Source organism: Sphingomonas yunnanensis (assembly GCF_019898765.1).
Classification (GTDB): Bacteria; Pseudomonadota; Alphaproteobacteria; order Sphingomonadales; family Sphingomonadaceae; genus Sphingomonas; species Sphingomonas yunnanensis.
The window spans coordinates 845,892-864,592 of record NZ_JAIOKB010000001.1; the positions used below are offsets into that span (position 1 = coordinate 845,892).

General features: G+C 70.7%; 16 protein-coding genes and 1 tRNA gene. 5 read left to right on the top strand and 12 right to left on the bottom strand.

Annotation, left to right across the window (positions count from 1 at the left end):
* Nucleotides 1-4 precede the first annotated feature (4 nt).
* The 7 genes from K7957_RS04065 to dapA all read right to left on the bottom strand — a co-directional run bounded on the left by K7957_RS04065 (nt 5) and on the right by dapA (nt 9,058).
* Nucleotides 5-1,414, bottom strand: a complete 1,410-nt coding sequence (locus K7957_RS04065; RefSeq protein WP_223010662.1) for a DNA recombination protein RmuC — start codon at nt 1,412-1,414, stop codon at nt 5-7.
* Nucleotides 1,415-1,636: 222 nt separating this feature from the next.
* Nucleotides 1,637-3,358 carry a dihydroxy-acid dehydratase gene (ilvD, locus tag K7957_RS04070; RefSeq protein ID WP_223010663.1) on the bottom strand — a complete coding sequence of 574 codons (1,722 nt, stop codon included), beginning with the start codon at nt 3,356-3,358 and terminating at the stop codon, nt 1,637-1,639.
* Between the two features lie 281 nt (nt 3,359-3,639).
* Entirely contained in the window at nt 3,640-3,987 is a 348-nt protein-coding gene (locus K7957_RS04075) for a response regulator (RefSeq protein ID WP_223010664.1), read from the bottom strand.
* A gap of 51 nt (nt 3,988-4,038) precedes the next feature.
* Entirely contained in the window at nt 4,039-6,447 is a 2,409-nt protein-coding gene (locus K7957_RS04080; RefSeq protein ID WP_223010665.1) for an ATP-binding protein, read from the bottom strand.
* A 246-nt stretch (nt 6,448-6,693) separates the two neighbouring features.
* Entirely contained in the window at nt 6,694-7,260 is a 567-nt protein-coding gene (locus K7957_RS04085; RefSeq protein ID WP_223010666.1) for a DUF2062 domain-containing protein, read from the bottom strand.
* On the bottom strand, nt 7,261-7,743 hold the full coding sequence (smpB, locus tag K7957_RS04090) for an SsrA-binding protein SmpB (RefSeq protein WP_223010667.1): 483 nt from the start codon (nt 7,741-7,743) through the stop codon (nt 7,261-7,263).
* A gap of 433 nt (nt 7,744-8,176) precedes the next feature.
* Nucleotides 8,177-9,058 (bottom strand): 4-hydroxy-tetrahydrodipicolinate synthase, encoded by an 882-nt coding sequence (gene dapA / locus K7957_RS04095; protein WP_223010668.1) that lies wholly within the window; start codon nt 9,056-9,058, stop codon nt 8,177-8,179.
* Between the two features lie 221 nt (nt 9,059-9,279).
* Here dapA and K7957_RS04100 point away from each other — a divergent pair, with 221 nt between their 5' ends.
* Complete coding sequence (locus K7957_RS04100) at nt 9,280-11,133, top strand: lytic transglycosylase domain-containing protein (RefSeq protein WP_223011114.1); 1,854 nt, start codon at nt 9,280-9,282, stop codon at nt 11,131-11,133.
* 45 nt (nt 11,134-11,178) lie between these two features.
* Here the strand turns inward: K7957_RS04100 and K7957_RS04105 are convergent, their stop codons facing one another.
* From K7957_RS04105 to ettA, 5 genes are all read right to left on the bottom strand, one after another.
* Nucleotides 11,179-12,819 carry a M28 family peptidase gene (locus K7957_RS04105; protein WP_246616635.1) on the bottom strand — a complete coding sequence of 547 codons (1,641 nt, stop codon included), beginning with the start codon at nt 12,817-12,819 and terminating at the stop codon, nt 11,179-11,181.
* A gap of 4 nt (nt 12,820-12,823) precedes the next feature.
* Nucleotides 12,824-13,603 carry an NYN domain-containing protein gene (locus K7957_RS04110; RefSeq protein ID WP_223010670.1) on the bottom strand — a complete coding sequence of 260 codons (780 nt, stop codon included), beginning with the start codon at nt 13,601-13,603 and terminating at the stop codon, nt 12,824-12,826.
* A 54-nt stretch (nt 13,604-13,657) separates the two neighbouring features.
* Nucleotides 13,658-13,834 carry a hypothetical protein gene (locus tag K7957_RS04115; protein WP_246616636.1) on the bottom strand — a complete coding sequence of 59 codons (177 nt, stop codon included), beginning with the start codon at nt 13,832-13,834 and terminating at the stop codon, nt 13,658-13,660.
* Between the two features lie 115 nt (nt 13,835-13,949).
* Nucleotides 13,950-14,432 (bottom strand): transcription elongation factor GreB, encoded by a 483-nt coding sequence (greB, locus tag K7957_RS04120; RefSeq protein ID WP_223010671.1) that lies wholly within the window; start codon nt 14,430-14,432, stop codon nt 13,950-13,952.
* Between the two features lie 108 nt (nt 14,433-14,540).
* Complete coding sequence (gene ettA / locus K7957_RS04125) at nt 14,541-16,220, bottom strand: energy-dependent translational throttle protein EttA (RefSeq protein WP_223010672.1); 1,680 nt, start codon at nt 16,218-16,220, stop codon at nt 14,541-14,543.
* A gap of 106 nt (nt 16,221-16,326) precedes the next feature.
* Here ettA and K7957_RS04130 point away from each other — a divergent pair, with 106 nt between their 5' ends.
* The 4 genes from K7957_RS04130 to K7957_RS04145 all read left to right on the top strand — a co-directional run bounded on the left by K7957_RS04130 (nt 16,327) and on the right by K7957_RS04145 (nt 18,642).
* Nucleotides 16,327-17,751 carry a M20/M25/M40 family metallo-hydrolase gene (locus K7957_RS04130; protein WP_223010673.1) on the top strand — a complete coding sequence of 475 codons (1,425 nt, stop codon included), beginning with the start codon at nt 16,327-16,329 and terminating at the stop codon, nt 17,749-17,751.
* Between the two features lie 151 nt (nt 17,752-17,902).
* Nucleotides 17,903-18,166, top strand: coding sequence for a hypothetical protein (locus tag K7957_RS04135; protein ID WP_223010674.1), 264 nt, complete (start codon nt 17,903-17,905; stop codon nt 18,164-18,166).
* Between the two features lie 23 nt (nt 18,167-18,189).
* Nucleotides 18,190-18,453, top strand: coding sequence for a hypothetical protein (locus tag K7957_RS04140; protein WP_223010675.1), 264 nt, complete (start codon nt 18,190-18,192; stop codon nt 18,451-18,453).
* A gap of 112 nt (nt 18,454-18,565) precedes the next feature.
* Nucleotides 18,566-18,642 (top strand) — tRNA-Pro (locus K7957_RS04145).
* Nucleotides 18,643-18,701: the final 59 nt, after the last annotated feature.

An 18,701-nucleotide genomic window follows, 5' to 3' on the forward strand; every position in this document is an offset into this window, starting at 1 on the left:
GCCGCTATTCCGCCGCGTCCTCGAACGCCTCGTTCACCAGCGCCGCGGGCTCGCCCGTCGCCAGCTTGGTCAGCGGTCGCGCCGCCTGCTCGCCGACCGGCAGCGGATCGATCGTCTTGTTGCCCGTGTCGATGTTGAGCGCCTCGAAGCGCCGGGCGCTGGTCAGCACCTGGCTCTCCAGGCTCCCCACGAAGCTGTTATAAGCCCCCATCGCGGTGTCAAGGTTCTTGCCGAGCCGCGCCACATGAGTCCCCATGGTCGCCAGGCGCGCGTAGAGCTCCTTGCCGAGCGCGCCGATCTCCTGCGCCTCGCGCGCCAGTTTCTCCTGCCGCCATACCGCCGAGACGGTGCGCGCGATCGCGATGAGGTTGGTCGGCGTCGCCAGCAGCACGCGACGGTCGAAGGCGAAGTCCCACAGCGTCGGATCATGCTCCAGCGCGGCGGAGAGAAAATGCTCGCCCGGCACGAACATCACGACATATTCGGGCGCGTCGGCGAACTGGGTCCAATAGGCCTTGGCGCCGAGCGCGCTGACATGCGCGCGCATCGACTGGGCGTGCGCGGCGAGCCCGAGCTGGCGCTCCGCCTCGTCCACCGCGCCGAACGCGTCCTGATAGGCGTTGAGCGAGACCTTGGCGTCCACGATCAGCGACTTCCCGCCGGGAACGCGGACGATCGCGTCAGGCCGCAGCCGCGCGCCGTCCTCGCCCGTGACGCTGACTTCCATCTGGAAGTCGGTATGCTCGGCCAGCCCGCACGATTCTAGCACGTTGCGCAGCTGCTGCTCGCCCCAGCGCCCGCGCGCCTTGGGCGCGTTGCGCAAAGCGTTGACCAGCTTGGCCGCCTCGCCCGAGACGCGCTCCTGCCCGGCGCGCATCGCCTCGATCTGGCCGTGGAGCTGGCCGAAGGCGTCGCGCCGCTCGGCCTCGATCTTGGCGACGCCCTCCTCGTAGCGCTGGAGCCGGTCGTTGACCGGCTGCAGCAGCGCCCTGAGTCCCTGCCCCGCCTGCTCCTCGGACTGGCGCAGCCGCGCCTCGGCGCGCTCGAGGAAGGCCTTTTGCGCGTCGGTCAGCGCGGTCTGCGCGGCGTCGCGGAAGCGCGCGCTGAGCTCGTCGGCGGCGATCCTGAGATCGGCGATGCGCTGCTCGGCGGCGCGCCCCTCGGCGGTGAGCCGCGCCACCTCCAGCCGCGCCGCCTCACGCTCGTCGCGCGCCTGGGTGAGCTCCGCGCGGAGCGGCTCGGCGGCGCGTGCGCGCTCCTCCGCGGCCGCGAGATCGGCGATGGCGCGGCGGAACAACTCGGCCTGCGAGTCGCGCTCGACGCGCATCCGCTCGGCCGAAGCGCGGGTCAGCAGCCAGCCGGCGAGCGCGCCGAGCGCGAGCGCGGTCAGGACGACGGGAAGAAGATCGGTCATCACCGGAACATAGATCGAACGGGGGCGTGGTCGCAAGCGGGTGTGCGGCGGGTCGCCTCTCGGGAGCGGACGCCCCGAGCGGGGTGGTGTCGCTTCCGCTGACCGTCCGGCCGTCCGCCCCGCCTACGCTGGACCGGCTGGTGCTGCGCGATCACCGGTCCCGGCCCGATCGGCTCCCTCGCGCCTGCATCGATCCGGAGAGAACATCCCTCTGAAACCCGTTCAGATATCGGCGAATACGTGGCGCTCCGCCGTGGCGCCGGGGTGCGTCACGGCGCCCCGATATGCCGGACCGACGTTCCGCGCGTAGCGCCACAGCGCACCCGCCCCATAAGCGTTCTCACGCCCCTGCCAGCGCGCACGACGCTCCGCCAGCACCGCGTCGTCGACGAGCAGGTCGATCGTCCCCGCCTCGGCGTCGATGCGGATCGAGTCACCGTCCTCGACCAGCGCGATCGGACCGCCGTCCGCGGCCTCGGGCCCGACATGGCCGATGCAGAAGCCCCGCGTGCCGCCCGAGAACCGCCCGTCGGTGATCAGCGCGACCTTCTCGCCCATGCCGAGACCGTAGAGCGCCGCGGTCGTCGAGAGCATCTCGCGCATGCCGGGGCCGCCCTTGGGGCCCTCGTAGCGGATCACGATGACCTCGCCCTCTTCGATCCGGCGAGCCTCGACCGCGGCGAAGGCATCCTCCTCGCAGTCGAAGCAGCGCGCCGGCCCCTCGAAATGGAGACGGTGCATCCCTGCGACCTTGACGATCGCGCCGTCGGGCGCGAGCGAGCCGCGCAGGCCGACGACGCCGCCGGTCGGGGTGATCGGGGTGCGGACGTCGTAGATCACCTTCTGCTCGGGGTTCCACGTCACCTGGTCGATGTTCTCGCCCAGGGTGCGGCCGGTCACCGTGAGACAGTCGCCGTCGAGCAGCCCGCCCGCCAGCATCGTCTTCATCAGCATGTAGACGCCGCCGGCCTCGTACATGTCCTTGGCGACATATTTGCCGCCCGGCTTGAGGTCGGCGATGTACGGCGTCGTCTTGAACGCCTCGGCGACGTCGAACAGGTCGAAGTCGATGCCCGCCTCGTTCGCCATGGCGGGAAGATGGAGCGCGGCGTTGGTCGAGCCGCCGGTCGCCGCGACGACCCGCGCGGCGTTGACGAAGGCGGCGCGCGTGCAGATGTCGCGCGGGCGCAGCTGGCGCGCCACCAGCTCCATCACCTGCGCGCCCGCGGCGACCGCGATCTGCTCGCGCGTGGTGTAGGGAGCGGGCACCATGTTGCTGTTGGGCAGGCTGAGCCCGATCGCTTCGCCGACACAGGCCATGGTGTTGGCGGTGAACTGGCCCCCGCACGCGCCGTGCCCTGGGCAGGCGACCTTCTCGAGCTCGTGCACCTCCGACAGCGGGCACGCGCCCGCGGCGTACTTGCCGACCACCTCGAACACGTCGACCACCGTGACGTCGCGGTCGTGGAAACGGCCGGGCAGGATCGACCCGCCATAGACGAAGATCGACGGGATGTTGAGCCGCAGCATCGCCATCATCATGCCGGGCAGCGACTTGTCGCAGCCGGCGAAGCCGACCAGCGCGTCGTAGCAGTGACCGCGGACGCTCAGCTCGACCGAGTCGGCGATGACCTCGCGGCTGACCAGCGAGGCCTTCATCCCCTGGTGCCCCATCGCGATGCCATCGGTGACGGTGATCGTATTGAAGCGACGGGGCATGCCGCCGCTCTGCTCGACGCCGCGCCGCGCCGCGTCGGCCTGGGCGTCGAGCGTGGTGTTGCAGGGCGCGCTGTCGTTGCCCGCCGAGGCGAGCGCGACGAACGGTCGCGCGATCTCCTCCTCGCCGAGGCCCATGGCATAGTAATAGCTGCGATGCGGCGCGCGCTCGGGGCCGACCGACACATGGCGGCTCGGCAGACGGGATTTGTCGAAGATCTGGGTCATGCTGCGCACGCCTATGTCGCGGGACAGGCCGTTGACGCAAGTATGTTGTGGCTGGCGAGGTTACCGAGGTTGCCTCTTTGCCGTCTTACCGCGCGGAGCATGCCCCTCCTCTCGTCATCCCCGCGCAGGCGGGGATCCCGACGTGCAGGTCCTCGCTTGAGCCGGTACGTCAGCGCTTATGGATCCCCGCCTTCGCGGGGGGGACGGGAGTGAAGTTGCAGCGACGGGAGCAAGTTAGAGAGGCATGAACTCTCGCGCCCCGCTTGTGCCCCTCCTACCCCTCACCCCAGCTCAGCGAGCGCCTTCTCGACATTGTCCATCGTGAACGGCTTGGCGAGGCGCGGGCGCGCGCGATGCTCGGGTGCGATCTCGTCGCCCCCGCCACCGGTGGCGAAGACGAACGGGATGTCCCGCGCCGCCAACGCGTCGGCGATGACGAAGCTCTTCTCACCGCCGCGCAGGTTGACGTCGAGGATCGCGGCGTCGAAGCCGCCCGCCTCCACCAGCGGCAGCGCGGCCTCCACGCTGTCGGCGGTGCCGGCGTGGCTCTTGTCGAGCGCGTCGAGGAAATCCTCGAGCATCATCGCGATGAGGGGTTCGTCTTCGACCAGGAGCACGCGCATCGTCATGCCGCGAGCCATAGCGTGCTCGCGCGCGGGCGCAACAGATGGTTGGACCCGTTATGATCCGCCGCGGGCCTCCTGCGCCACCAGCGCGTCGCGAGTCGCCTCGGCGAGCTGCTGGACAGAGAAGGGCTTGGGCAGGAATGCGACATTGTCGAGGTCGATCGAGCGGCGCAGCTGCTCCTCGGCATAGCCCGACATGAACAGGATCGGAATGTTCGGGTGCGCCCGGCGCAGCTCGCGCGCCAGCGTCGGTCCGTCCATCACCGGCATCATCACGTCCGAGATCACCAGCGTCGGCCGATCGACCCCCTGCATCAGCTCCAGCGCCGCCTCGCCGTTCTCGGCGGCGAGGACGGTGTAGCCCTGGCGCGCCAGCGCGCGCTCGGCCACCGCGCGGACCATGTCCTCGTCCTCGACCAGCAGGATCGTGCCGCTACCCCACAGGTCGCCGGTGCGCTGGCGCGGCGCCGGCCTAGCCGCAGCGGGTGACGTCTCTGCCCCAGCGGCAGCGTAGACCGGCAGGTAGATGGTGAAGGTGGCGCCCTGCCCCGGCTTGGAATCGGCGAAGATGAACCCGCCCGACTGTTTGACGATGCCGTAGACGGTCGAGAGCCCCAGCCCAGTGCCCTTGCCAACGTCCTTGGTGGTGAAGAAGGGTTCGAAGATCTTGGGCAGCACCTCGGGCGGGATGCCGGTGCCGGTGTCGGACACGTCCAGCGCGGTATAGTCGCCGATCGGCACGATATCGCTGCCGCGTCGGCGGATCTCGGCGATCGGCACCGAGCGCGTCTGGATCGTCAGCTTGCCGCCCGACCCTTTGCTCAGCATCGCGTCGCGCGCGTTGACCGCGAGGTTGACGACGACCTGCTCGAGCTGACCGGGGTCGGCGCGCACCGGGCCGAGATCGCGGCCGTGCTTGACCTCGAGCGTCACGGTCTCGCCCATCAATCGGCGCAGCAGGTTGGACACTTCCGAGACGACGTCGGGCAGCTGCAGCACCTGCGGGCGCAGCGTCTGCTGGCGCGAGAAGGCGAGCAGCTGGCGCGTCAGGCTGGCGGCGCGGTTCGAGTTGGCGCGGATCTGCTGAATGTCGTCATAGTCGCTGTCGCCGGGCGAATGGCGCATCAGCATGAGGTCGCAGTGGCCGATGATCGCGGTGAGAATATTGTTGAAGTCGTGCGCGACGCCGCCGGCAAGCTGGCCCACCGCCTGCATCTTGGTCGCCTGCGCCACCTCGCGCTTGAGGCGGTTCTCCTCGCCATTGTCCTTGAGGCTGAGCAGCACCGCGGCGTCGCCCAGCCCGCGCGCGGCGGCGATCGAGAGCGCCACGGGCTCGTCGGGATGGTCCTTCAAACGCACCGCGAGATCCATCGGGCGGCCGCCGCCACTGGCGCGCCGGATCGCGTCCGCCACCGCGGCCTTGTCCTCGCGAACGACCAGATCGCCCGGGTAGGTCGGGGTCGCGCCCGGCTCGACGCTGGCGGCTCGCGCGAAGGCACGGTTCATCTGCGTGAACCGGCCCTCGCGATCGACCAGCGCGACGCCGAACGGCATCAGCATCAGCAGGCCCTCGAGGTCCTCCGCCGCGCCGCTGCCCGCGATGCCGCTGTCCGCGTCGACCAGCGCGACCAGGATCGGCGCGTCGCTGTCGTCGCCGAGCGGGATCTGAAGCAGCCGCATCGACGTCGCGCTCACGCCCTCGGCGAGGAAGCGGACGGTGCCGCCCGGGTCCTCGCTCAGGAAGCGCGCCAGATCCTCGTCGACGATCGTGCCGTCGGGCGAGCCGGTGGCGCGGGTGCGCAGCACCGCGTTGGCGGAGAGGACATGGCCGTTGGCGGTGATCAGCGCCGCCATCACCCCTGCGGCGCCCAGCTGATGCCCGAGCCCACCGTCGATCGACTCGAGCAGCCGCGCCACCTGCCCGGTCGGCGCCGCCGCACCGAGGAAGCGCCAGATCAGGAAGTCCTGCTGCTGACCGGTGCGCGCGATCACCGCGTCGATCGCCCCCGCCGCGCCGCGGAGCGAGGCGCGCGCGGCGCCGTCGCGCCACGCCGCGCGGCCGGCCACCGCCAGCTGGCTGGCGCCGTCGCCGACCAGCGGCAGCGCGGGCGGCGTCGGGAAACCGCCGAAGAGCTGCTCGTAGCGATCGTTGGCGCAGACCAATTTGCCACCGCGATCGGTGATCGCGACCGCGTCGTCGCTCGACTCGGCGAGCGAGCGAACGAGTTCCCAGTCATGCTCGACCGTCGGCCCCGCCACCTCGGATGCGCGCAGGCGCATCGCCGCCACGGCGACACCGGCGAGGACGAGGGCGGTCGCCACGAAGCCGCACGCCACCGCCATGTCGCCGATCAGCCACAGCACCAACACCGCGGCGAGCGCGCCGGCGAACAGCGCGATGACGAGCGCGCCGCGCTGGCCGCGCCACCAACCGCGGGAGTCGAGCGAGGCGAGCGGGATCATCGCGCCGCGCTCACCCGATCGCTACCGACGTCGCAGCGAGCTCTCGCCCGAGAAGCACACCCATCGCATCTTCCCGCGGCGTCATGGCACGCGCCAGGCGAACGAGGCGGGTCGGTCGTCCGTCAGCCGTCACGACGGGTCGATCGCGCGGGATCAAACGCATGTACTTGGCACCTCTCGTCTGTCACCCGGCGATGCGGGTTCTCTTAACTACGCGCGGCACGCGGCGCCAGCGTCGCGACGGGCTCAGTGGCAGCCGCCAAATCGGCGATGCTCGTGCCGATGCCGCCACTTGCGCGCGATCCACAGCCGCCAGCCGAGCGCTGCCAGCGCATAACCGAGCACCGCGGCGAGCGCGGTCAGCACCAGCAGCCCGAGCACGAGCGGCGGCCCCGCGTCCCACAGCCATTGCAGCCAGCCCGTCGCTGCCTCCGCCACGGGCTGGGCCACGGCGGGCGCGTTGGAGCGCAGCAGCCAGGCGCCGATCTGATAGGCGGCGAAGAGGATGAAGGGCGTGGTGAAGGGATTGGTGATGAAGGTCACCAGCGCCGCCACGGGGACGTTGGCGCGGAACGGCAGCGCGATCAGCGCGGCGATCGCGATCTGCGCCACCGGGAAGAGGATCCCCGCGACCATGCCCAGCGCCACCCCGCGCGGCACCGAGCGGCGCGTGAAGCGCCACAGCTCGGGCGCGAGCACGCGGTGCGCGACGGGGCGGAGCAGCCGGCTGCGCTCCATCGACTCGCGCGTCGGCAGGTTGCGGCGGCTCCACGCCGCGATCCGGTCCCAGGCGGTGATCGGCCGTGCCGACATTCAGCTGTGCTCGCGCAGCACGCGTCCGGCCTCGCGCTTCCACTCGCGCTCTTTGATATGCTCACGCTTGTCGTGCGCCTTGCGGCCCTTGGCGAGCGCGAGCTCGACCTTGGCGCGGCCCTGGCCGTTGAAATAGACGGTGAGCGGCACGAGCGTCATGCCCTCGCGCGCGACGGCGCCGTGCAGCTTGTTGATCTCGCGCTCGTGGAGCAGCAGCTTGCGCGGGCGCTTGGGCTCGTGGTTGAAACGGTTGCCGTGACTGAACTCGGGGATGTTCGAGTTGACCAGCCAGACCTCGTCGCCCTTCACCTCGGCGTAGCTCTCCGCGATCGATCCCTCGCCGAAGCGCAGGCTCTTCACCTCGGTGCCGCTGAGCACGATCCCCGCCTCATAGGTGGTGTCGATGGCGTAATCGAAGCGCGCACGGCGGTTCTCGGCGACGATCTTCTTCTTGTCGAAGGTGGCGGGCTTGGGACGCGACATGCGCGCGATGTAGGCGCAGCCGCGCGCTAGGGCAAAGGGGGACGTGCGAGGATCATACACGGCGCGCCGCCGCCCCCCGCCGCGGCGTGCCTCACCGCCCCAGCGGTATCTTGAGCCGCACCATGCCGCGGTTGCTGACAAAGCCGCCGACCCCCGCCTGCTCGGCCTCGGCGGCGAGCTTGGCGCGGCCGCCGAGCACCCTCGTCTCCGCTTTCGGCAGAGCGGCGGCGTCCGCGTCATACCGCCCAGAGAGCGCGCGCAGGCGGAACCGCCTGCTCCGGCCCGCGTCCGCAGACCACCACCTCGCCGCCGGGGGCGTTCTCGGCGCAGCGCGGCGCCGCGGCGCGCGGTGGCGGCGCCAACAGCGGCCCCGCCACTGCAACCTGGAGGAGCCACCATGCCAGCATCGCCGCTCCTCTCGTTTCACGCTGCGTTATAGCGCGGCGTGCGCCAGCGCGGCGTCGACCGCCTGCCGGCTCGCCTCGCTCGGCCAGGTCATCGGCAGCCGCAGCCCGGCGGGGAAATCCGGCCGTACCCGAGTCATCGCGTACTTCACCGGTCCCGGCGACGCGTCGCTGAACAGAGCGACGTGGAGCGGGAACAGCCGGTCGTGCAGCGCCAGCGCCCGCGCAGCGTCGCGCGCGGCGCAGGCCCTTTGGAAATCGGCGCTGAGCCGCGGCGCGACATTGGCGGTGACGGAGATACACCCCACCCCACCCGTCGCATTATAGCCGAGTGCGAGATCGTCGTTGCCCGAGAGCTGGCAGAAGTCGGCCCCGAGCGCGGCGCGATGCTGCGACACGCGCTGGAGCACGCCCGAGGCGTCCTTCACCGCGACGAACACCCGCGGGAAGGCGGTGACGATCCGCACCAGCGTGTCGGGCAGGATGTCGGTCACGGTGCGCGCGGGCACGTTGTACAGCACGATCGGCAGCGGCGTGTCCTGCGCCAGTGCCTCGAAATGGCGGAAGATGCCCTCCTGCGAGGGCCTGTTGTAATATGGAGGGACCATCAGCGCCGCGTCGGCGCCGGCCTCCCTGGCGGCGCGCAGGTTGGCGGCGGCGACCCGGGTGTCGTTCGAGCCCGCGCCCGCGATCACCGGGACGCGCCCGCGCGCCTGGTCGACGCAGATGCGTACGATCGCGAACTGCTCCTGCTGCGTCAGCGTCGCCGCCTCGCCGGTGGTGCCGCAGGGGACGAGCGCGGACGAGCCCTCGGCGACCTGCCACTCGATCAGCTCGCGATAGGCACGTTCGTCGAAGCCGCCCGCCGGGTCGAACGGGGTCACCAGGGCGGGGATGGAACCTGAGAACATGAGGTGAATTTGCTCCTGCGACCGAATTGGGGGCGCCGTTCAGCGCAGATACGGCTAGGGTCGCTAGTCTGTCCACCGGTCGCGTCGGTCAGAGAGTGAAGGCAGGTTCGTTGATCTTCGTCGTAGCAGCAGCAGGCGCCGCGATCCTCGCGGCGGGTCAATATGGTAGCGTCTCGGCGCCGCAGGGCGCCTCAGCCCCGGTTCCTACCCCGGCGGCGCCAATGCCCGGCATGGCGCAGCCGCTGGCACAGTGGAAGGTCCTCCAGCAGACCGACGCGCTGCCGTTCGACAGCTATGTCAGCTTCCTCACCGCGCACCCGGGCTGGCCCGGCGAGGCGGCGATGCGCCGCACGGTGGAGCGCAAGGCGTCCGATCCGAACGTCGCGCCAGGCAGCGTCGCGGCCTACTGCCGCCGCTGGGCGCCGCTGACCGCGGGCGGCTGGGTGGCCTGCGCGCGCGCCTATATGGCCACCGGCGCCAGCGCCCAGGCGCAGGAGGCGGCGCGCACCGCTTGGCGGCTCGGGTCGCTCTCGGCACAGGACGAGACGGCGGTGCTGGGCCAGTTCGGCTCGGCGCTCACGCCGGCCGACCACGACCGCCGCCTGGACGCTCTGCTGTGGCAAGGAAATATCTCGGCGGCGGCGCGCGTGCTGCCCTACACCAGCGCGTCGGCGCGGCCGCTGTTCACCGCGCGGCTCGCGCTGCGCAGCGACTCGCCCGAGGCCTCGTCGTTGGCGGCGAGCGACGACGCGATCGGCGCGCGCGACCCGGGCTATATCGCGGACAAAGCGACCTGGCTGCGCAACGCGGGCGCCTCGCCCAGCGCGCGCTCGTGGCTGGCGCGGGCCCGCAGCGGCATGGCGCTGCCGGGCAATGTCGAGAAATTCTACGAGGTGCTGCTGGTCAACGCGCGCGCCGCCGCGGCCGACGGGCAGTGGCAGACCGCCTATGACATCGCGCGCCAGATCGACGACGCCTATCCGCCGGGCACCGATGTCTCGACCAAGGGCTATGGCGAGCGCGACGATTACACCTCGCTGGCATGGCTCGCCGGCCAGGCCGCGACCCGGCTCAACCGCCCGGCCGACGCTCGTGCGATGTTCGAGCGTTACGGCCGTGCCAGCCAGGCGCCGCAGACACGCGCCAAGGGCTTCTACTGGGCGGCGCGCGCCGCCGAGAAGGCGCAGCAGCCCGACACCGGGCCGCTGTTCGAGCGCGCCGCTGGCTATCGCGACCAATATTACGGCCAGCTCGCGATCGAGCACCTCGGGCGTCGTCTGACCGCCCCGCCCGCGCCGCCCACGCCAGCGATCGATCCCGCCGCGCGCCAGGCCTTCTACGCGCGCGAGATCGTCCGCGCCGCGCAGTTCCTCGGCCAGACCGGCCAGTATCAGGACCAGACCGCCTTCGTGAAGCAGATCGCGGCGGTGGCGAAGGGCGACACCGACCATTATCTCGCCGACGAGCTGTCGCGCCAGCTGCGCCGCCCTGACCTCGGCGTGCTGGTGGGACGCAGCGCGATGCAGAACGGGTTGACCGAGTATAGCGCGAACGGCTTCCCCACCGTCGCGGTGCCGGGCGGCTATGAGGACCAGTGGACGATGATCCACGCGGTGGCGCGGCAGGAGAGTCAGTTCGACCGCACCGCGCGCAGCCCGGTCGGCGCCGCCGGGCTGATGCAGCTGATGCCCGCCACCGCGCGCGAGCAGGCGGGTAAGCTCGGCCTGTCCTATGACGCCGGGCGGCTGGTCGACGACACGGGCTACAACATCCAGCTCGGCTCGAGCTATTTCCAGCGCATCTTCGGGCTGTACGGGAGCTATCCGCTGGCGATCGCGGCGTATAACGCCGGGCCGGGCAACGTGAACAAATGGGTCCGCGCCAACGGTGACCCGCGCACCGGCGCGGTCGACATGGTCGACTGGGTCGAGGCCATTCCTTATTCCGAGACGCGCAACTACGTGCAGCGCGTGCTCGAGAATGCCGTGGTGTACGACCTGATGAACCCGCCCCGTGCGCGCAGCCGCGGGCCCAACAATCTCAGCTGGTACCTGGGACGCGGGCGCGGCGGCTGACCGCGCCACCGGCCCGCCGCCGGCGGGTCCGATCGCGCGTGCCGCTCACTTCCGCTCGGCGGCGCTCCGGTCACGGGTGGCGGCGAACTCGCTGCCCCTGGTCCAGCTCGGCCAGACGCTGGACCGGCCCAGCCGCGCCCCGACATCGTGGAAGAGGTCGACGTCCCTCGCCGCGCCGCGCAGGTCCCAGCCCGCGTCCCAGCTGTCGCAGGTCTTGTGGTAGCAGGCCATGTAATCGTCGAGCCATTTCTGCCCCGCGACTCGGCCGCCCTGCGCCAGGTCGGGCGCCCCGCCGAGCGCCATCAGCAGCAGCGCGGGCACGCCGCGCCGCACCGTCGAGAAATGGTCGGCGCGGTAGAACAGGCCGCGCTCGCTGAACGTCTCGGGCGTGATCGTCCGCCCCTGCGCGCGCGCCGCCGCGGCGAGCAGCGGGTCGAGCGTCGATTGGCCGGGGCCGACCAGCACGACGTCCTTGGCCGGTCCCGCGGTCTGGAGGATGTCGAGCGTCAGGTTCGCCGCGGTGGTGGCGAGCGGCATGGTCGGGTGCGTCGCGTAATATTCGGACCCGAGCAGCCCGCGCTCCTCGCCGGTCCATAACGCGAAGACGAGCGAGCGCTCGGGCGTCGGCCCCGCCTTGAACAGCCGGGCCAGCTCGACCACGCCCGCGGTGCCGAGCGCGTCGTCGTTGGCGCCCGGCCGCAGCGTGCGCCCGCTCGCGTCGGGCGGACCGTCGCCATAAGCGTCCCAGTGCGCCGCGACCATCACCGACTCATCGGGGCGGGTGCGGCCGGGGATCTTGGCGAGCACGTTGGCGCTGGTGATGCGCTCCACCTTCACCGTCGCGGCGACGGAGAAGCTCTTGCCCATCGCGACCGGGCGGAACGACGCCGAGCGCGCCTTCACCCGCAGCGCGGCCAGGTCGAGACCGGCGGCGGCAAACAGCCGCTCGGCGGCGTCATGCTCGATCCAGCCCTGGAGCGGCACGCGCGGGTCGTCCGCCCCTCGGACGATGTCGTAATTCTCGCCGTTCGAGGCGTTGACGGTCGACCAGGGGTAGCCCGCCCCAGCCGTGTCATGGATGATCAGCGCGGCGGCGGCGCCCTGCCGTGCGGCCTCCTCGAACTTATAGGTCCAGCGCCCGTAATAGGTCATCCGACGGTCGCCGAAGCGGCCCTTGGCGTCGTCGCCCGCCTGCGCCTCGAAGTCGGGATCGTTGACGAGGAAGACCAGGGTCTTGCCGCGCAGGTCCATGCCCTTGAAGTCGTCCCACTGCGCCTCGGGCGCGCGCACGCCATAGCCGACGAAGACCAGCGGCGAGTCGGTGATCGCGATCGCCGCCGCCGGCCGCACGCTGGTCACCGCCACCTCCTTGCCCTGCGTGAGGGTCACGTCGCCGACGCGCATCGTGGCCTCGGGCGCGACGCGCGTGTGGATCAGCGGCACCTGCTGGAGATACTGGCCGTCGGGCCCCGCCGGCGCGAGCCCCAGCGCCTTGAAGCGTGCCACCAGCCAGTCGAGCGTTCGCTTCTCGCCCGGCGTCCCCGGTGCGCGGCCGCCGAAGTCGGGCGCGGCGAGCGTGCGGACGTCGTCGGACAGCCGCTTCGGGTCGGCGTGGGGCACCCCCTGCGCGAGCGCGGGCGCCGCGATCAGCGCGAGCGCGGTCAGGGGAGCGAGGCGTCGGGTCAAAACTTCAGTCCTTCCAGCGTACGTAGACGTGGTTCTCGCGCCGATCGACGTCGATCGACGGGATCGCGTCGACCAGGTCCGAGAGCCGCTTGTAGCCATAGTTGCGCACGTCGAAGCTCGAGCGGTTGGCGGCACGCTGCCCGAGCGCGGAGAGGCCGACGAAGCCGTCCCTATCGGGCTTAAGCGAGTCGTAGGCGTCGTGGAGCAGGTGAAGCAACTCGGGATCATCGACCGTCCCCGCGGCGCGCGCGGGAGCGGCGACGGTCGTGCCGATCGCGGGCGGCACCGACTGATCGAACGGCACCTCGACCCGACGTGCGCGCTTGGGCTTGGTCGTCTCGACCAGCGCGTTGACGTCGATGAAGCGCGTGCACGCGTTGCGAAAGCCCTCCGGCGTGTTGGCGTTGCCGAAGCCGTAGACGTCGAGCCCGTCCTGCCGGATGCGCGTGGCGAGCGGCATGAAGTCACTGTCCGACGACATGATCCCGAAGGCGTCGACCCGGCCGCGGTGGAGCAGGTCCATCGCGTCGATCGTCATCTTCATGTCGGTGGCGTTCTTGCCGCGCGTGAGGTCGAACTGCTGCTGCGGCTCGATGCCGTGCTTGACGGTCATGTCGCGCCAGCCCTTGAGCGCCTCCTTGACCCAGTTGCCGTAGACACGGCGGACGTTGACGCTGCCGAACTCGGCGAGCGCGGTGAGCACCGCGTCGAGCGCGTTCCACGATGCGTTGTCGGCGTCGATCAACAGCGCGATGTTGCGGGTGGGGAGGTCGTCGGCGGGCATGCCGCTGCATCGGCGGTGGAACGACGCAGGTCAACGGTTATGAGCGGATCGCGATTAGCCGGTTGAGTTCGCTCGCCGACCACAGTGATCGCTGCGATAGGCCACGGTCGCGTCGATCTCGTCCTGCTTGGTCGGTCGCACGCTGCCGTCGGGATCGTCGACCTGGCCGAGATCGGCCTCGCTGCCGACCTCGCGCGCCAACGCGCCGCCGCCGCTACCGGGCTCCGCCACGCCGCCGGGATCATCCCCTCGATCACGTCTTCGTCGTCATGGTCGCGCGCTCTCGGTACGCGGGTTCACGCTCGCCGTCGTCACTCTCTTTCTCTTGACCTGACGACGCCGTCCCTCAGCCGGGCGGATAGGAGACCGCCACGATCTCATAGTCGCGCTCGCCCGCGGGCAGGTGGACGCGGCGCAGGTCGCCCACCCCCGCACCTCGCAGCGCGCGTGCCAGCGGCGCGTTCCAGCCGACCCGTCCCGCGCCCGCCTCGGCCTCGTCGTCGCCGACGAGCGTGAGCACCCGCTCCCTGCCATCCTCGTCGACGATGGTGACCGTAGCGCCGAACCAGACGCGCGTGCGATCAGGCTGCTGCGCCGGATCGACCACCTTGGCGACCTTCATCCGCTTCGACAGCCAGCCGAGCCGCCGGTCGATCTCGCGCAGCCGCTTACGGCCGTAGATATAGTCGCCGTTCTCGGAGCGGTCGCCGTTGCCCGCGGCCCAGGCGATCGTCTCGACCAGCGCGGGGCGCTCGGTGGCGAAGAGCTGGTCGTACTCGGCGCGCAGCGCGGCATAGCCCGCGGGGGTGATGTAATTGGGTCGATCCATCCGCGCAGCTACCCCGGCCAGGGCCGCGAGGGGAAGCGATTACCACGGCGACGCCGGACGGGCGGCGGCGCGGGCACGATCACGTGCGCCCGCGCCGCCGCCCTCTCCTCAGCGGGTGAGCTTCTTGTACGCGAGCCGCGTCGGGCGGTCTGCGGCGTCGCCCATGCGGCGGCGCTTGTCCTCCTCGTAGCTCTCGTAATTGCCCTCGAACCACTCGACGTGGCTGTTCCCCTCGAAGGCGAGGATGTGCGTGCACAGGCGGTCGAGGAAGAAGCGATCGTGGCTGATCACCACCGCGCAGCCAGCGAAGGTCTCCAGCGCCTCCTCGAGCGCGCGCAGCGTCTCGACGTCGAGGTCATTGGTCGGCTCGTCGAGCAGCAGGACGTTGCCGCCCTCCTTGAGCATCTTGGCCATGTGGACGCGGTTGCGCTCACCGCCCGAGAGCTGGCCGACCTTCTTCTGCTGGTCGGGCCCGCGGAAGTTGAACGCGCCGACATAGGCGCGCGTGCCCAGCTCCTGCTTGCCGAAGCGGAACACCTCGAGCTCGTCCGAGATCTCCTGCCAGACGTTCTTGTTGGGATCGAGATCATCGCGGCTCTGGTCGACATAGCCGAGCTTCACCGTCGAGCCGACCTCGATCGAGCCGGCGTCGGGCTGCTCCTGCCCGGTGATCAGCTTGAACAAGGTCGACTTGCCCGCGCCGTTGGGGCCGATGACGCCGACGATGCCGCCCGGCGGCAGCATGAAGTCGAGGTTCTCGAACAGCAGGCGGTCACCGTAGGACTTCGTCAGCCCCTTGGCCTCGATCACCTTGCCACCGAGCCGCTCGGGCAGCTGGATCAGGATCTGCGCCTTGCCCGCGACGCGATTTTCCTGCTTCGCCATCAGCTCGTCGAACGCGCGGATACGCGCCTTGCTCTTGGTCTGGCGCGCCTTGGGGGTCTGGCGCATCCAGGCGAGCTCATCGGCGATCGCCTTCTGCTTGCCCGCCTCCTCGCGCTCCTCCTGCTCGAGCCGCTTGGCCTTCTTCTCGAGATAGCCGGAGTAGTTGCTCTCATAGGTGTAGTAGCGCCCGCGATCGAGCTCGAGCACCCAGTTGACGACATTGTCGAGGAAGTAGCGATCGTGGGTGACGAGGATGACGTTGCCCGCATATTCCTTGAGGAAGTTCTCGAGCCACGACACGCTCTCGGCGTCGAGGTGGTTGGTCGGCTCGTCGAGCAGCAGGATGTCGGGCTTCTCCAGCAGCAGCCGGCAGAGCGCGACGCGGCGGCGCTCGCCACCCGACAGCTTGGTGACGTCGGCGTCGCCCGGCGGGCAGCGCAGCGCCTCCATCGCGACCTCGAGCTGGTTGTCGAGCGTCCAGCCGTCGACCGCGTCGATCTTGCCCTGGAGCTCGCCCATCTCCTCCATCAGCGCGTCGAAGTCGGTGTCGTCCTTGGGATCGCCCATCTCGGCCGAGATCGCGTTGAAGCGATCGACCAGGTCCGCGACGGGGCGGACGCCGTCCTTGACGTTGCCGATCACGTCCTTGCTGGGATCGAGCTGCGGCTCCTGCGCGAGATAGCCGACGCGCACGCCCTCGGCGGCCCAGGCCTCGCCGGTGAAGTCCGGGTCCATTCCCGCCATGATCTTCATCAGCGTCGACTTGCCGGCGCCGTTGGGGCCGATGATCGCGATCTTCGCCGAGGGGATGAACTGCAGGTGGATGTTGTTGAGCACGGGCTTGTTCGCGCCCGGGAAGGTCTTGGTCAGACCCTTCATGACATAGGTGTACTGGACGGCCATCTGGCGCGCTGCTCCATGGACTGGGTGCGTCGGGAAATCGGTGGCGGGCATGTAAGCCCGCCGGCGTGCGTTGGCAAATTGGCAACGCTTGATTACGCCGGCTCGAATGAACCGCTCCCCGCTTCGCCCCGCCGCGCTCGCCGCCAGCGCCCTCGTCACCCTCCTCGCGCTCGCGGCGCCCGCCGCGGCGCAGCATGCCGTGCCGAACGCTCCTGCGGCGGTGGCCCCCGAGGTGGCGGCGCTGCGCGACGCCGCGCTGAAGGACGAGCTCGCCTATCAGCTGGTGGAGGGGCTGACGACCGAGATCGGCCAGCGGCTCGCGGCGACCGACGCCGAGGCGCGCGCGCGCGACTGGGCGGTGAAGAAGCTGACCGCGCTCGGCTTCAGCAACGTGCGCGCCGAGCCCTTCACCATGCCTTTGTGGCTGCGCGGCGAGGAGGAGGCCGAGATCGTCGCGCCTTTCCCGCAGAAGCTCAAGCTGGTCGCGCTCGGCCACTCCGCCGCGACCCCGCCCAAGGGGATCACCGCGGAGGTGGTCGTGTTCCCGACCTACGGCGACCTGGTCGCCGCGCCGGCTGGCTCGCTCAGGGGCAAGATCGCCTATGTCGGCAACAGCATGCAGCCGACGCAGGACGGCTCGGGCTACGGCGCCAACGGCGTCGCGCGCTTCAACGGCCCCGGCGTGGCGGCGAGCAAGGGCGCGGCGGCGATCGTGATCCGCTCGATCGGCACCGACACGCACCGGCTGCCGCACACCGGCACCACCGACTTCCCCGACGGCGTGAGGCCGATCCCCGCCGCGGCGCTATCGGTGCCCGACGCCACGCTGATCGAGCGCATGGCCAAGCGCGGCCAGCCGATCCGGATGCACCTGCTGCTCACCCCGCGCTCGCCCGGGCCGAGCCAGTCGGGCAACGTCATCGCCGAGGTGCCAGGGACCGACCCGAGCGCGGGCGTGGTGCTGGTCGGCGGTCATCTCGACAGCTGGGACCTCGCCACCGGCGCGATCGACGATGCCAGCGGGGTGGCGATCACCGCGGCCGCGGCCAAGCGCATCCTCGACAGCGGCCATAGGCCGCGCCGCACCATCCGCGTCGTCTGGTTCGGCGCGGAGGAGGTCGGCGGACTCGGCGGCGCCGCTTATGCCGCACGCCACGGCACGGAGCGCCACGCCATCGCGGCGGAGAGCGACTTCGGCGCCGACCGCGTGTGGCGCTTCGAGACGATGCTGCCGGAGAGCGCTGCCGCGGTCGGCGATCGGCTCGCCAGCGCGCTCGCCCCGCTGGGTATCGTGCACGGCGCGGGCAAGGCGGGCGACGGCACCGATATTGCCGCGACGATCGCTACCGGCGTGGCCGGGGTAGACCTCAACCAGTCCGGGCTTCGCTACTTCGACACGCACCACACGCCCGACGACACGCTCGAGCGGGTCGACCCGGAACAGCTGCGCCAGAATGTCGCTGCCTGGACGACGATGCTGGCGGTCGTCGCCGACGCGCCCGAGGAGATCGGGCCGGTACCACGGCCGTGAGCGAAGGGCGGCGGCGGGCGCCACCGTTCGTCGCAACCTTTCGGAGAGATGAATTTTGCTTATTGACCCCCCGCGGCGGTAGGGTATGGCGAGCGTTCGCGACGGCGTTGGGGTCGGCCGCGAATGGTTTATGATGCTTGGGAGCATTCAGATGAAGAAGATCCTGCTCGTCGCCGCCGCCGCGTCGCTGATGTCGGTCGCCGCCTGCTCGAAGTCGCCGGAGGCCGCCGCGGTCGAGAACAACGCCGACATGATGGCGGACAACATGGACGCGCTCGCGAGCAACGTCGCCGACGTGTCGAACACCACCGCGAACCCGTTCGCCGAGGACAATGCCGAGGCGGTCGCCGAGAACATCCACTCGGCCGCCGACAATGTCCGCGACGCCGGTGAGGACGCCGCGCACAACATGTGATCGACCGGGTCGGGTTCGGGATAATGAGGCGCTCGCTGCTTCCGCTGCTCGCCGCCGTCGCGCCGCTCGGCGCCACCGCGTGTGACCGCAGCCCCGAACCCGCCTCGATCGGGAACAATGCCGAGATGATGGCCGACGCGCTCGAGCGCCGCGCCGACAATCTCGAGGCGATGGCCGAGGCTGCCGCCAACGACAGTGCCGCGGCGATGCTGGCCGGCGCTGAGACGAACTTCGGCGACGACGCTGGCTCGGCCGGCAACGTCGCGGCCGAGCCGGCGACGCGCTGAGCGCGGGAACCGGCGCGGCGACGGGATCGGCCAGGGGCACCCGCGGGTGCCCCTTCGCTTGTCTGGCCGAGCTTGCGCCGTCGAACCGCGGCGGCTAGGCCTTCACCCGCGTCGGGGAGTGGCGCAGTCTGGTAGCGCGCCTGCTTTGGGAGCAGGATGTCGCAGGTTCGAATCCTGTCTCCCCGACCACCTTCTCCGCCGCCGGCGAGATCGCGCCGTCGGACGGTTCACCCACTGGTTTACCCCAG